The 13,618-nt window shown below is 30.4% G+C and carries 16 protein-coding genes; 9 read left to right on the forward strand and 7 right to left on the reverse strand.

Features of this window, described 5'->3' with window-relative positions:
- Nucleotides 1–560: 560 nt before the first annotated feature.
- Both CHRY9293_RS13540 and CHRY9293_RS13545 read left to right on the forward strand, forming a co-directional pair.
- Nucleotides 561–869, forward strand: a complete 309-nt coding sequence (locus CHRY9293_RS13540) for a hypothetical protein (protein ID WP_162033472.1) — start codon at nucleotides 561–563, stop codon at nucleotides 867–869.
- A 69-nt stretch (nucleotides 870–938) separates the two neighbouring features.
- A complete protein-coding gene (locus tag CHRY9293_RS13545) occupies nucleotides 939–1,439 on the forward strand; it encodes a CinA family protein (RefSeq protein WP_162033473.1) in 501 nt (166 codons plus the stop codon).
- Nucleotides 1,440–1,441: 2 nt separating this feature from the next.
- Here the strand turns inward: CHRY9293_RS13545 and CHRY9293_RS13550 are convergent, their stop codons facing one another.
- Nucleotides 1,442–1,786, reverse strand: coding sequence for a DUF4158 domain-containing protein (locus tag CHRY9293_RS13550; protein WP_162033474.1), 345 nt, complete (start codon nucleotides 1,784–1,786; stop codon nucleotides 1,442–1,444).
- 154 nt (nucleotides 1,787–1,940) lie between these two features.
- Here CHRY9293_RS13550 and CHRY9293_RS13555 point away from each other — a divergent pair, with 154 nt between their 5' ends.
- Nucleotides 1,941–2,531 carry a recombinase family protein gene (locus tag CHRY9293_RS13555; RefSeq protein ID WP_162033475.1) on the forward strand — a complete coding sequence of 197 codons (591 nt, stop codon included), beginning with the start codon at nucleotides 1,941–1,943 and terminating at the stop codon, nucleotides 2,529–2,531.
- Nucleotides 2,532–2,780: 249 nt separating this feature from the next.
- Here the strand turns inward: CHRY9293_RS13555 and CHRY9293_RS13560 are convergent, their stop codons facing one another.
- Nucleotides 2,781–3,314: a YciE/YciF ferroxidase family protein gene (locus CHRY9293_RS13560; RefSeq protein ID WP_162033476.1), complete on the reverse strand. Its 534-nt coding sequence runs from the start codon at nucleotides 3,312–3,314 to the stop codon at nucleotides 2,781–2,783.
- Between the two features lie 210 nt (nucleotides 3,315–3,524).
- On the opposite strand from CHRY9293_RS13560, the gene CHRY9293_RS13565 reads away from it, so the two are divergent.
- Together CHRY9293_RS13565 and CHRY9293_RS13570 are read left to right on the forward strand one after the other, a co-directional pair.
- Nucleotides 3,525–3,926: a low affinity iron permease family protein gene (locus tag CHRY9293_RS13565; protein WP_162033477.1), complete on the forward strand. Its 402-nt coding sequence runs from the start codon at nucleotides 3,525–3,527 to the stop codon at nucleotides 3,924–3,926.
- 110 nt (nucleotides 3,927–4,036) lie between these two features.
- Nucleotides 4,037–4,693, forward strand: a complete 657-nt coding sequence (locus CHRY9293_RS13570; RefSeq protein WP_162033478.1) for a DUF6766 family protein — start codon at nucleotides 4,037–4,039, stop codon at nucleotides 4,691–4,693.
- A gap of 242 nt (nucleotides 4,694–4,935) precedes the next feature.
- Here the strand turns inward: CHRY9293_RS13570 and CHRY9293_RS13575 are convergent, their stop codons facing one another.
- Nucleotides 4,936–5,157 carry a ferritin-like domain-containing protein gene (locus tag CHRY9293_RS13575; RefSeq protein ID WP_228455540.1) on the reverse strand — a complete coding sequence of 74 codons (222 nt, stop codon included), beginning with the start codon at nucleotides 5,155–5,157 and terminating at the stop codon, nucleotides 4,936–4,938.
- A 329-nt stretch (nucleotides 5,158–5,486) separates the two neighbouring features.
- Here CHRY9293_RS13575 and CHRY9293_RS13580 point away from each other — a divergent pair, with 329 nt between their 5' ends.
- Complete coding sequence (locus tag CHRY9293_RS13580; RefSeq protein ID WP_228455541.1) at nucleotides 5,487–6,506, forward strand: IS110 family RNA-guided transposase; 1,020 nt, start codon at nucleotides 5,487–5,489, stop codon at nucleotides 6,504–6,506.
- A 352-nt stretch (nucleotides 6,507–6,858) separates the two neighbouring features.
- Here CHRY9293_RS13580 and CHRY9293_RS13585 read toward each other — a convergent pair whose 3' ends face one another.
- Nucleotides 6,859–7,767: a Dabb family protein gene (locus CHRY9293_RS13585; protein ID WP_162033479.1), complete on the reverse strand. Its 909-nt coding sequence runs from the start codon at nucleotides 7,765–7,767 to the stop codon at nucleotides 6,859–6,861.
- A 723-nt stretch (nucleotides 7,768–8,490) separates the two neighbouring features.
- Between CHRY9293_RS13585 and CHRY9293_RS13590 the strand changes: the two genes are divergently transcribed.
- The 3 genes from CHRY9293_RS13590 to CHRY9293_RS13600 all read left to right on the forward strand — a co-directional run bounded on the left by CHRY9293_RS13590 (nucleotide 8,491) and on the right by CHRY9293_RS13600 (nucleotide 11,066).
- Nucleotides 8,491–8,802 (forward strand): type II toxin-antitoxin system HigB family toxin, encoded by a 312-nt coding sequence (locus CHRY9293_RS13590; protein ID WP_162033480.1) that lies wholly within the window; start codon nucleotides 8,491–8,493, stop codon nucleotides 8,800–8,802.
- A complete protein-coding gene (locus CHRY9293_RS13595) occupies nucleotides 8,786–9,142 on the forward strand; it encodes a helix-turn-helix domain-containing protein (RefSeq protein ID WP_162033481.1) in 357 nt (118 codons plus the stop codon). The genes CHRY9293_RS13590 and CHRY9293_RS13595 overlap by 17 nt, the downstream gene beginning before the upstream one ends.
- Nucleotides 9,143–9,815: 673 nt before the next feature.
- Nucleotides 9,816–11,066, forward strand: a complete 1,251-nt coding sequence (locus CHRY9293_RS13600) for a reverse transcriptase domain-containing protein (RefSeq protein ID WP_162033482.1) — start codon at nucleotides 9,816–9,818, stop codon at nucleotides 11,064–11,066.
- Nucleotides 11,067–11,269: 203 nt separating this feature from the next.
- Here the strand turns inward: CHRY9293_RS13600 and CHRY9293_RS13605 are convergent, their stop codons facing one another.
- From CHRY9293_RS13605 to CHRY9293_RS13615, 3 genes are all read right to left on the reverse strand, one after another.
- Nucleotides 11,270–11,584, reverse strand: a complete 315-nt coding sequence (locus CHRY9293_RS13605; protein WP_122545246.1) for a hypothetical protein — start codon at nucleotides 11,582–11,584, stop codon at nucleotides 11,270–11,272.
- Between the two features lie 266 nt (nucleotides 11,585–11,850).
- Entirely contained in the window at nucleotides 11,851–12,195 is a 345-nt protein-coding gene (locus CHRY9293_RS13610) for a hypothetical protein (RefSeq protein WP_162033483.1), read from the reverse strand.
- 27 nt (nucleotides 12,196–12,222) lie between these two features.
- Nucleotides 12,223–13,410, reverse strand: coding sequence for an NUMOD4 domain-containing protein (locus tag CHRY9293_RS13615; protein WP_162033484.1), 1,188 nt, complete (start codon nucleotides 13,408–13,410; stop codon nucleotides 12,223–12,225).
- Between the last annotated feature and the right edge of the window lie 208 nt (nucleotides 13,411–13,618).

The raw sequence follows: 13,618 nt of genomic DNA on the forward strand, positions 1-13,618 counted from the left end.
TATTAATATTAAGTAATTTAAAATCAACTTGTCGATACCTCCAATCCTTAAGTACTATATTTTCCGTTTCGCCCGCTAACCTCTCTTTATGGTATTTTGCTTTATCTTTTTATATAAATTAATTATTATGATTAAAAAACATCCTTTGGAATGAATCTTGCATTAAATAATTCTCAATATAGGGATAGGGTAAGCTCTCAAAAAGCCTCTCCCAACAGACCTAGGAACATCAAAAAGAGATTTTACACCCATGAATAAAACAGTACGAATCACACGTATAGGTAAAAGCTTTTCATGGAAGAGTAAAATATAATCTAGCTAAAATTCCAAAGCATTATGTTGTAAGTATAAATCGAAACTCTAATTCCAAGATGTGATAAATAATAATATGCTTCTAGTCAATAGTGTTTTGAGGTAGAACTAATAATTCATAATTCATATGTGATTACCTCTTTATAAGCCCGTAAAGAGGTAATTTTTTCTAACCTTATAAATTATAAAGTCACCGAAGATAGAGCTATAACCTAGGAGGTCGCACAAAAAGTTAAATGATAGTGAATATGAAAGATCAGAGAATATTTAAGTGGTTGAAAGCAGGCGGTTTTCTCAGAATTATAAATAAGGGGAAGTGGATTGAAAGAGGATCGGTAATACACGCAAAGGAAATAGAACAAAATATTTATCTACTTTTTGTTGAGATAAAGAAGTCAACACCCAACGATATCCAGGCATTTATTGTTGAATTTGAAAGCTTAGATAGTATAGGTAAATATAAACCTCTGCAGATCATGTTCTATATGTCTATTAAGAATACACAAGATCTGCTATATTTTGAAAAATATTTAAAGATACCTGCGGATCAATGCTAAACGTTAGTTATAAATGTAAGGGGCCGTGGAGCCATTAAAATAATTTTAAACTATTCAAAATATAATGCTATGAAATTTGAAGAAAATCTTTTAGACTATATAAGTCAGTCCCTGATGAAGACAGGTGAAACTATTTCAATTGTAGAAAGTGCTACTTCTGGATGTTTACAACTTGCTTTTTCGCAAATGCCCAATGCCTCTCTATTTTACAAGGGGGGTATGACAGCATATACTTTATCTGAAAAAGTACGATTACTAAATATAGATAGAACGGAAGCAGAAGAGTGCGATTGTGTATCAGCAAATATTGCAGAAATGATGGCCATAAATGTTGCCCAACTTTTTAGATCTGATTGGTCAATTGCAGCTACGGGATATTGTACTCCAATAAGAAATTCAGGATATAAAATTTTTGTTTATTTTTCCTTTGCCTACAGAGGAGAAATTGTTTTTACAAAAAAATTAGAATTGCATCCAAAAACTCAGGCTTTAGATGCTCAACTATATTATACAGAATTTATTCTGGGATGTTTTAAAAGTCAATTGAATCGTGCATTAATTTTAAAATAAATCTAACAACATACCAGTAATCGCAGTATGCTTATATGGTCTCTCCTTGTTTGTTCTCTTTTTCCATAGTTTCCCCCTTCTAAAACATTTATTCCAAGTTGACTGCCCATAAACTGTAAGATTTTTTGATCAGGATATAAGTCAGGAGCTAAAACAATTCCCGGATGTCTCATATAACTAAGATTAATTACAAATCTCAACTTGTTGGTGTTTGTTCTACAATGATTTTTTATTATTGAAAAATCATTTTCCGATAAAGAATAGTTGATGATTAATTCTTCGTCAGTTTCTGGAATTTTAATTAACTCTTTTATCTCCAAGTCTGATAACATTTGTTTTCTAGGCATGAAAATATTTTTTCTTTAGTAAAATAAAACGTCCGTTTACTTGTACTTTTTTGTGTTTTCTGAAAATTACATTTTAAAATAAAAATAAGTAAAAAAAACTAGTATAATAAATTGAGTATATTTATTTAATTTTTTAACGGAATTATCTATACTTATGAAAATTGGATATATCAGAATATCAACCCAGGACCAAAATTATAATCTACAGCAAGACGCTTTAAATAAATTAGGATGTGAAATGATTTTTAAGGAAACAGTTTCTGGAGCTAAAAAGGAAAGACCACAACTCAAAAAATTATTAGAGCAAATTCGTAAGGGTGATGTTGTAGTTGTTTATAAATTAGACAGACTTGGAAGATCTTTAAAACACCTGTTAGAAATTGTGGAAATATTAAATTCTAAAAATGTAGCTCTACAAAGTCTACATGACAATATAGATACTACGACTCCGCAAGGCAGGTTATTTTTCAATATTTCAGCGTCCTTTGCAGAATTTGAAAAGGATCTAATCCGAGAAAGAACAAAAGCAGGCTTGGAAGCTGCAAGGGAAAGAGGTAAGAAAGGAGGTCGCAGGAAAGGATTAAGTAAGGAAGCTGAGCAAAAAGCTATTCTTGCTGAAAATTATTACAATGAAGGTTTAAAAAGTGTCAACGAAATTGCTGCCGACCTGAAGATTTCAAAAATGACATTGTATAAATATTTAAGAGAAAGAAATGTGGAAATTAAGGCATACAAGAAAAAATAATTTATTTTATCTATGAAATAGCAATTAATAATAGATTTAAAGATTAACGTGCTATATTTTCCGTTTCGTCGACTGATTCCTAATAGAATAATTATCCATCTACAAAGAAAGTGGGCTTACTTAACATAATGCCAGCTATACACCCTCTATTATTACTTAATAGATAAGCAATAATATAAATGCGTGTTGAATAACTTCTATTCAACACGCATTTCCTCTAAATTGGCTTAGAGTTTTTTTGTTCAAAAATTAATTTGTTGCTTTACTGTTCAGGGTAGTTTCTGCTAATTTTGTTAGGGTTCCATCGCATTTTTTTTCCTCATCAAGAGTGGCTAATAAATTTTTAAGGCATACTTCTTCTTTCAAAACTTTAGCATATGCCGCAAGAGTCCCATAAGTGGAAATTTCGTAATGTTCCACTTTTTGAGCAGCAGATATTATACCTACATCTCTTATTGCTCCCGGTTCCGTCCCTTCCATAATACTTTTTCCTTCATCTAATAACCCTTGCATTGCATCACATTTCTTAGCCTGGGCTTTTTTACCCAATGAATTAAAACATTCTTCTAATCTTTCTACATGCATTTGAGTTTCCGTGATATGTTTTTCAATAGCTGTTTTTAACTTTTCATCCGTTGCATTTTTTTGCATGCTAGGTAGTGCTTTTACAAGGGCTTTTTCAGCCCAGTAAATGTCTTTTAAAGAATCTTCAAACAAGTCTTTTAAATCCTTTGCTGCACTTTTCTTTGCAGGTGCTTTTTTTAATGTGGTTTTAGCTTCCATAATATTGTAATTTGGTGATTAGTATAAGAGTTTTATAGTATCAACAATTATAATACCGTTATTTCTAAACATATTATAAATTTCAGTAATATCACTGTGTAAGATGTTATTAATTAGAATTTAGAATACTTTAATAATTCCCTATAACTAGATTTATATTATTTCCTGCATGGTCTTTGTTGGTATAAGTCTAAATTTAAATACCTTTTTATGAAAAAGAACTTATTTGATAGATTTTCAGATTGGGCAGTATGTTTTACAGGAAGTGCAGGAGCTTTTATAGGAGCAAGCGTGCTGGTAATTATTTGGGCAGCAACAGGACCGATATTTAATTTTTCTGAAACCTGGCAAATGGTTATCAATACCGGGACCACTATCGTTACTTTTCTTATGGTTTTTTTAATACAGAAAGCTCAAAATAAAGATTCAAAAGCAATTCAGATAAAGCTTAATGAGCTTGTTGCTGCCCACGGAAATGCCAGTAACCGTATCGTTGATATTGAAGATTTAACGGAGGATGAATTAGATCAACTCCATAAGTTTTATGAGAAATTAGGGAAACTGCCAAAAAAAGAAGCGGGACCTGTGCAAAGCAAATCCCTAGATAATTGATGTAACTCCGGATGATAAATTTAAGGGAGAAATTACTGTAACAAGGAGGACGGAATCTCTGTCTCTATTATACCATCACTATATTAAAGTATTAAAAGTTAAAAAATATCATGACTAAGAATACCTTTTTATTCAGAAATAGCCTTAGTATTGTATTACTTACCCTAATGTTTATATGTCTTATTGGACAGTTTTTCACGGGCTGGAAAACTGAAAATAACCAACTTAAGCAAAAGGGGCAGCCCCTACTAAATTCCTGGGAATATATCCAAAGTGGTCATTTTATTCAAGCTACCTTTGAGAATTGGGAAAGTGAGTTTTTACAGATGATGCTTTATATTTTGCTGACAATATTTCTACGCCAAAAAGGGTCCAGCGAATCCAAGCCACTAGAAGGGGAGGAAGAAGTGGATAAAGAGCCCACGCCTCATTCCAAAGCTCCATGGCCAGTCAAAAAGGGAGGATTATGGGTGAAAATTTATAAACATTCATTATCCATAGCTTTCGGTATTTTATTCTTATCTTGTTTCGTACTCCATTTTTATGGGAGTCTCAAAGATTTTAATACAGAACAGATTTCCCAAAATTTATCTCCTGCTTCTGCGGAGCAATACATTACTAACTCTCGCTTTTGGTTTGAATCGTTTCAAAACTGGCAGAGCGAATTCCTAGCTGTGGCTTCTATTGTGATATTGTCCATTTGGTTGCGTGAAAAAGGGTCTCCAGAATCAAAACCAGTTGATATGCCTCATTATGAAAACCCCTGATATTCCCTTATATAGGTTTCAAATATTATCAATCGCAGCCGAGGAAAAGCGGGACAAAGGATGAAATCTTTTATAATTAGTATTTTGATAGTTATTATGAGGTGTCATTCAATCTTTATGATAGAAGTTTTCTCTATTTTAATGTTCTATTATTCTTGACTTTTCCTTCCAACAAGAATAATTTTTGTATATTTATATCATCATATAGTGATATACTTAGCATTCATATTGTCTTATTCCCCTTACAGGGTAATTTTATTTAAAATTTTCGCATCTGAATTAAATGGTATAAGTTTTCTTATACCATTTTCTTTCCTGTTTATCAATATTTTAATGATACATCTACGAAGAAACTTGCTCAACTTAACATACAATACAGTATAACCTGTGTTATGGATTCGAGTTTCCGTGATATGTTTTTCAATAGCTGTTTTTAACTTTTCATCCGTTGCAGTTTTCTGCATGCTAGGTAGTGCTTTACAAGAGTTTTTTAAGCCCAATAAATGTCTTTTAGGAGCTCCTATGTTTGCAAAAGTTTCAGTAGAAGTAAATAAATTTGTAAACAAAAGCAAAAGGAATGAGAGAACATTGAGCAGAAAATAATCTTAAAGATATATTCTCACATAGAAATATCCTCATTCCTTTACTTCTTTTAGAGTTTGAACAGAATGTAAAGAGTTTTTCACCAAACATCTTGAATAACAGTAGGAGTTAAAACGAAGGAAGATTAGCTTTTAAAAAAGTAAGATCATGAAAGTATTAAAACAGGTTTTAGGCATAGACGTAGCTAAAGATGATAGTGGTAAGTTTAGGAAAATTGCTGGAAGATTTGAGTACTGAAATTAGAGAATATCAAATTTTCAGTAATAATGAAAAAGGGTTTGAACAACTTCTGCAATGGGTTTATGATAAAAAATCTGAGCAAACGAATGTTGTTTTTGTGATGGAATCTACAGGAGTTTATCACGAAAGATTTGCTTATTTTCTTCATAGCAAAGAAGAAAAAGTAGTAATTGTTTTAGCTAATAAGATCAGTAATTTTATGCGGACTTTAGAGATAAAAACCGTTACGGATAAAACATGTTCTATTGCCATTACCCAGTTTGGATTGGGTAGAAAACTTAAGGAATGGCAACCTTCCAATATCGTTTACAAAGAGCTTCAGCAGTTAAGTCGCGAGAAAAACCAGGTGATCAGCGAGCGGGTGGTTTGTATGAACCAACTTCATGCAGAGAAAATACAGGCCCTTCCGAATTTGAAGACCATAAAACGGCTTGATGAAAGAATTTTACTTCTGCAAAATCAGGAGAGAGAAATTAACGCTGATATGCTGGAAAAGGTAGAAGAAAGTAAAGAAGCCAGTGAAGGTGTAGATCTGATGAGTAGCATTCCGGGAATAGGAAAAGCTACTGCTATAGCAGTTTTAGCAGAAACCAATGGTTTTGAATTAATCAGAAATAAAAAACAATTAACCAGCTATGCAGGATTGGATATTCGTGAGAAACAGTCCGGAACTTCGATAAAAGGAAAGGCAAGAATTAGTAAAAAAGGAAATAAAAATCTAAGGAAATCATTACATTTCCCCTCTATTACGGCTACAAGAGTCAGCAATCAATACCAAGAATTATTTCATAGAATTGTAAGTAAAACAGGAATTAAAATGAAAGGATTAGTAGCTGTACAAAGAAAAATTTTAGAATTAATGTATACTTTATTCAAGAATAAAACTCCTTATCAGGCAAACTATCAACAAAATAGGGTAGCAAATCAAAAAGATTCCTACCCTATGCTAGCTGATTCTGGATCGCTTTAATTTGACAAAATTATAAAATTTTATTTGGTTTTTAACACAGAATCTATGTGGTCACTGAGCCAACTTGATATACCAATAACAGTAAACCTATTTTCTTCAATTTTAAATATTTACTAAAACTTTTCTTTGCACAAACAACAGAAATTGAAACGGATTATATACTACATTAATGATAATACTATTGATTGGGTGTTTTTTAATAGATAATTAACATTATTCACCTTTACAATGTCTTATTCACTGTATACGATAAAAAAGAAGGCGTAGCAAAAATAGCTACGCCTTACTTAAGATAATAATCTTACCAGACTTTACTCATGTGTTCTTTTTATTATCCTAAGATTATCAATTTTTATTGTTTTTTTACTTCATAATCATACACTAACACTCCTTTAGTAGGTTGTGGATCAATATCTATAAATGAACCTACAAAATTCTTAAAGGCATCGTGCAATGGATCAAATGTTCCAGGATCATTCAAGAAAGGTTTCCCTACATAGTAATCACGATCTGCCTTAGATGTAAAGCTTGCTCTGAAAGCTATATCATATCCTCTCGCGACACCTTCTTTACTATTTTGATAACCAAACTCAATAAAAGGAATATAGGTTTTTCCATCTTTCTTACCATTCTTCAAATCCAAAAATCTGTTTACAACTTCTTGTTTTTGAGCTTCAGAAATTCCTGGTTTGAATTTAAATAATACCCAGTGATCTAATCTGTATCCTGTTTCTGGTACACTTCCTGTACCTCCTTCGTTGCTCTTATAGTCAAAAACCAGAACACCTCCAGTAGCAGGATCATCTACATCAAGAAATGGACCTACAAAGTTTTTAAAATCGTCATGCATTGGGTCAAAAGCTGCTGGAGTTGGTTGTCCATCAATTTTACCTACATAATAATCACGATCTTCCAAAGAATTGAAAGTCACTCTAAATCCTACATCATAGTTTCCTTTTACATCTTCCATGCTATTTTGAAAACCATATTCAACTTTTAAATAAGTTTTACCATCCTTCAAAGAATTACGAAGGGCCATGAATCTATTAACAACTTCTTGTCTTTGTTGTTCCGTTACAGTCGGCTTAAATTTAAATAATACTAAATGCTCTATTCTCTCAGTTTTCATACTCTGAGGAACTTGCATATCATCATTATTATTGTTGCAAGAGATCGTAGACATTAATCCAATAAATATTAATCCAATCATAAACGATTTGATTATATTTTTTGTTGTGTTTTTTAAATTATTTTTTTTCATACATTTTGATTTTCAATCAGTTGTAAAAGTAGACCTCTTACGTTTAGTGGAGAACCAAAAATGAATCAATGGGAAGTTTTAACTGCTGAATGGTAGATATTTAAAGCCCATCAGGAAAATATAATCTATACAAAAAAATGAAAATGTAAGAGGTATAGAAGGCATTTTTTTTAATGGTTACAACTATCTGTAAACGAAATACAATACTGACGATTAGACATAAAAAATTTTAATAATTAAGTATTTACTCTTCGACTACTTATTGGCAGAGACTATACAATATTAATTTTAGAAAAAAGGACCAATTTTTTTGGAAATAAAAAGTATGATAGTAACTATGGGAGAATAATAAAGAGACTATTAATTATTTTATAAAATGGAGTAAGAAAGGGCGATAACTTGCATTATGTTAAGCTATTCATGGGGGAAAATTTGTCTATTTTAATTACCTAGAATTATATCCCCTTAATCTAAGGAAGTATTTATTTTTCACATCTTCCACAATAATTAACAAATGTCTGCCCCACATCTACAGAAGAAAACCCCCAGGGCGAATAAGAAGGGTTACTTTTATTAAATAATCTTATGTTAAACCTTCTTAGCTACTAAACAATAATAGAAGGCATAACTTGCATCCTGCTCTGTGGAAGAAAATAACAGCAGTAATAGAAAAAATTTGATAGTATTTATTACCAAAATGGTAACAATTTTGTATATTTGTATATGAGAATCATAGCCATTAAGACTTTAAAGAATTATATAGAAGATTTTCCCAAGGCAGAACAGCCTCTTTTAGCATGGCATGATGAATGTTTGAATGCTGAATGGAATAATCCTAATGAATTAAAAGCACAGTATAGAAGTGCTTCTATACTTAGCGATAAAAGAGTGATATTTAATATCCACGGTAATACTTATCGTTTGATTGTAGATATTGAGTACAGACTGAAAATTGTTTTTGTTATTTGGTTTGGGACTCATAAGGAATATGATAAAATTAACGCTGAAAAAATTGAATATGTTAAAGCCAATTAAAACTGATGAACAGTATGAAGGATATCTTGAAAGAATTTATGGATTAATGCAAAAAAATCTTAAAACAGATTCTAAAGAATCTGATGAATTAGAAATTCTTTCAATTCTAGTAAAAACTTACGAACAAGAGTATTATCCAGTTGAAAAGCCTAACCCAATAGAAGCAATTCGCTTTAGGCTAGACCAAATGGGAGTAGGTGAAGTATATTTAGGTAAAATTATAGGCGGATCTCGAAAATCAGAAATATTAGCAGGTAAAAGAAAGTTAAATCTATCTCAAATCAGAAAAATCAGTAATGAACTTCATATTTCTGCTGACGTTTTAGTACAAGAGTATTAGAATGAAAATATAATTTGTAATTTTATGAATATATCTCAATATATTATATTTGAGAATTAATTATAATTAAAAATGGGACCTAAGGAGGCAGAAGGTTAGAATACTACGTTTAGCAGAAATATACCACTAAGACATATGTTAGTTGGGTAGCGTAATACCGTTTTCAATATCTTTCGCAAGAATTATAAAGAAAATGCCTATCAACAGCGTAATAACTATTGTAACCAGGAATTTGTTATTCCTTTGTGAGGATTTGTTTAGCATTGTGTTTAGACCTTTAGTCACCAAGATAGCAATTTCTATACCTGAAAAGAGTAGCGTCGCAATAGTCATTTTTGATAAAAGCTTCGTATAAGCCTGTACATTCTAAACCTGCTACTATTAATCTGCCTCCCCTATTTAAATATGGAAACAGAAAATTGGTTTAAACTTAAAAAATATCCACATATTGGATATCCTATTACTAAACTTGATTATAATTAGGTTAAAGAGTATATTTCTAATCCTCGAAAGATACAAACTCATAGTTTTCTTCCTTATATTCATAAATGTATAAAACAAAGAAAATTTAGAGCAGACCCTGCAAGGACAGATAAAACTCCAACAAAAAAAACGATTTAGGAAGAAGGGCGGAAAGGAGAGACATATCCATTTTGCCTCACATCTTGATTCATTGATTTTTTCATATTATAATCTTTTAAGTACTGCATATGAAGAATTCATAAAGCAAAAAAATTTTAATGATTCTGTTGTAGCCTATAGAAAAATTCCTATTTATCCAGGTTCACAAAATAATAAATGTAATATTGAGTTTGCCAAATCAACATTTGATTTTATCAAAAATAATTCACATAAAAATCTATCTGTTATTGTCGCTGATGTAACAGAATTTTTTAATAATCTTAATCATAAAATTCTAAAAAAGCAGTGGAAACAAATATTACAAAATGATTGTAACAATCTACCTGCAGATCATTATAATGTTTTTAAAGCGCTAACAAATATAAAATACATTGAAAGTAAGCAACTTCACAAATCATATGGAAAAACAATGATTGTTGAAAGAAGCATTCCAAACAATGCAAAGAAAAAAGTATATAAGCGAAAGTATATTGATAAATCTTCCTACTTCAAAGAAAAAAATGCAGTAGCCTTTTGCTCAAAAAAAGAATTTATTCAAAATAATTTAAGTTTGATTATTTCGAAAAAAAACCATTGTGGAATTCCACAAGGTAGTCCTATAAGTGCAACGTTAGCAAATATTTATATGATAAATTTTGACCAAGAAATTTTTTCTAAAGTTAAATCTATAAATGGATATTATCAAAGATACAGCGATGACTTAATTATAGTATGTGAACAAAAGGATGAAGATGATATTATAAAATTTATAAGAAAGAATATTAAAAACCCCGACATTGCTGATTTAGAAATTCATCCCGACAAAACGAAGGTGTATAGGTTTGAAATAGTGAATAAAAAGTTTTGTGGATTTCTTATTGATGAAGTAACAAAAGTTCCTAATTACAATAGAACTCTTGAATATTTAGGATTTACTTTTGATGGGAATCGAGTATTGATTAAAAATGCTGGATTCTCCAAATACTATCGTAGTATGATAAAATCATTCAAAAAATCTTCATCATTAGCAAAGAACAGTAAAAATCCAGATAAAAGAATTTTTAAATCAAAGCTCTATAAAAAATTTACATACATAGGTTCAAAAAGAAAATTAATTTATCAACCCTCGAAAGAGGATTGTTATAAGTATATAAAAACAAAAAGATACGATTGGGGAAACTATTTGAGTTATGTCAAAAAAGCAGATAAAGTAATGTATGATTTAAATAATGGAAATTATATTCAAAAGCAGACCAAGAAAATGTGGGGGAATTTTCATAAGTTAATGGAAATATATAAGTAGGGAGAGACAGTGAATAATGAAATTCTTTAATACCGTTACATACATAGAATCATTATTTGAATTTTATATCCTCTATACTTTATTATAATAAGTTTCAATAAGAGGTATTTACATAAACTACTAAATAAGACGGAATATGAAACTAACTTGAGCATAAAAAATTAAATGAAAAATTAGTTTTATAAAACGAACGTTTTGTGAAATTACACCTCATTAGAAATATATTCTTGATTAATAATGACCTTGTATTTTCTATTTTTCACAAAAGTGATCCCTTCAATATATAACTCACATGAAGATTCAGGATTTAAAATATCATTTTTATTTTGATAAAATTCATTTTTAATTTTATAAGATAAGAAGAATGTACTTTTGGAAACTATACTGAGATTACTAATTTTAACAGGAACAATTGATTTATTATTAACTTCTACCACTATTGTAGTGAGCATAGAATATTGATTGGTTGCTTTATTCAATTTAAAATTGTGCTGTGGTGAAATGTAGATATCAAGCATATATAAATATATAAAAATTCTTAATAAAAACTTATTCTAAGAAGCGTTCTAATGGTACAAATCGCTAATATACTATGAGTAAGAGATAATTAATTCAGAATCTAAATTAAAGGACCTAAGAGAATAGTTCTATACATTTGCAAAAGTTGGCCATTTTAGAATCTCCTATGTTTGCAAAAGTTTCAGTAGAAGTAAATAAATTTGTAAACAAAAGCAAAAGGAATGAGAGAACATTGAGCAGAAAATAATCTATGTGGTCACTGGGCCTAATTAAATTTTTTTTGCCTTTGAATGGTAAGCTCCTCTTCTTTAGATTCTAGAATAAGATTCAAAACTAATTTAACAATTTTAATTTTTTTTTCTGGAATATAAAGTATATTTATCACTGGCTTAAAGCCATTATTCGGAGCCTTTGTCAAATCAAGAATGAACTCTATATGGCAGCCTCGTAGTATTCTGTTATATTTTAATACTTTCTTTTGAATTGATGATGTAAAAGCTTGTAACATATTATTATTAATATTATCCGCTAAATTTTGCCATTCAGGATTCTCATACTTTTTAGAGTTCGGATCATAAATTTTGTAAGTAATTTTCGTACTATACTTCATAAACTATTAGAATATTTAAGAGTCAGCTCATTTGAGCTCTTTATTTGTTAGGCAACCATGTTTTTTTTCCCTCAGTACATAATTAGCTGGATGCAGGGAAAGTTTTGAAATATCAATATCCCATAGAGGATCACTGTCATTGACTACCATCAAATTTCTGTCGGACAAATCAAATTTTTCTACAAAACAATAATAAAGATATTTGTTCAGCCTTATTTGCCTTCGAGAGCCTTTATGATTTAAATTAGTATATAGATAGTAGTTCGTATCAGAATGGGTGGCTAGAAAAAGAGAAATGATACGCTCTTTACAAAAAGTTTTGTTTTTATTCTCAGTCCAGGTATTTAACCGCTTTATCCTTCCTTTATTAGAAATCACAAAATACCCTTTAAGATTAGGAATCGATTCCCATATCTCACCGGGAAGATCTTTTAGCGATAGATTCATGCAGGCAGGAGGATTGTTTTGATCAATGATTGGTTTCCCTAGCTTTTTCCAAAGACTCGTATTAAATATTTTTTCTGATTTATTCTTTTTCTCTGGTATAAAATCTTCTTCAGTTGGTATATAATCTTTTGTAAACCATCGGAATGTTCCGGCGGTAATTCTTTTTTTGTTGACAACAGCTAATATATGAATATGGTGGGTTTTTAAAGTTTTGCTTGCAGAATAAATATTTTCAAAACTAGCAACAAAATCGCCATTAACGTTATATTGATGAACTGCCTGCTTATAATTTCCTTTTTTTCCTCTACCCTTATTCAGTACATTATTACGAAGCTCAATGGTGGTTACTTTTTCAAGATTGCTGAAATGTACATTAAACCGATTTTCATCTTTAAAGGAGATACGAAATGAAAGGTCATCTACATCAAATTTTTCAACAAAATGATAATAAACCAAACGAGCAGTTGATTTCCCATATACTTTACCCTCAATAGAGAGATTACATCTTACATTATAAAAGTGAGCCTTTAGATGCTTGTTAAAATATCTAAAAACTTGTGGTTTCATAATTTTAGCTAATATCTTTTGCTCTCCTCCATTAGGTAAAGGAACCAGACGTTCCCGACTTTTTACCCGACCATAACTCGAAATTGCATAGTTATCAAAACCTTCAATCAGCTTCCACTGCTCATCAGGAAGATCTTTTAATGAAAGATTAGAAAGGACAGTATTGATATATTCATCATCTAACTCCGTGGGTAGCTTCATACATATATTGTATTGGGAAATAATCTACAAAGTTATAAAACTTAGAAAAATAATTTTCCTCTACTAGTTAACAATTATGATAAAAGAATCCGTCTCACAACAAAAATTGAGGCGGTTTTTTTTGCTATAAAGTTTTTTAATGTCTCAGAAAAAATGAAAATTACTCTCTTTAAGCAACTTTCTTTCTTAAATTGTGTGCTAAAGCGTG

The organism is Chryseobacterium potabilaquae (genome assembly GCF_902728265.1).
GTDB classification, from domain to species: Bacteria; Bacteroidota; Bacteroidia; order Flavobacteriales; family Weeksellaceae; genus Chryseobacterium; species Chryseobacterium potabilaquae.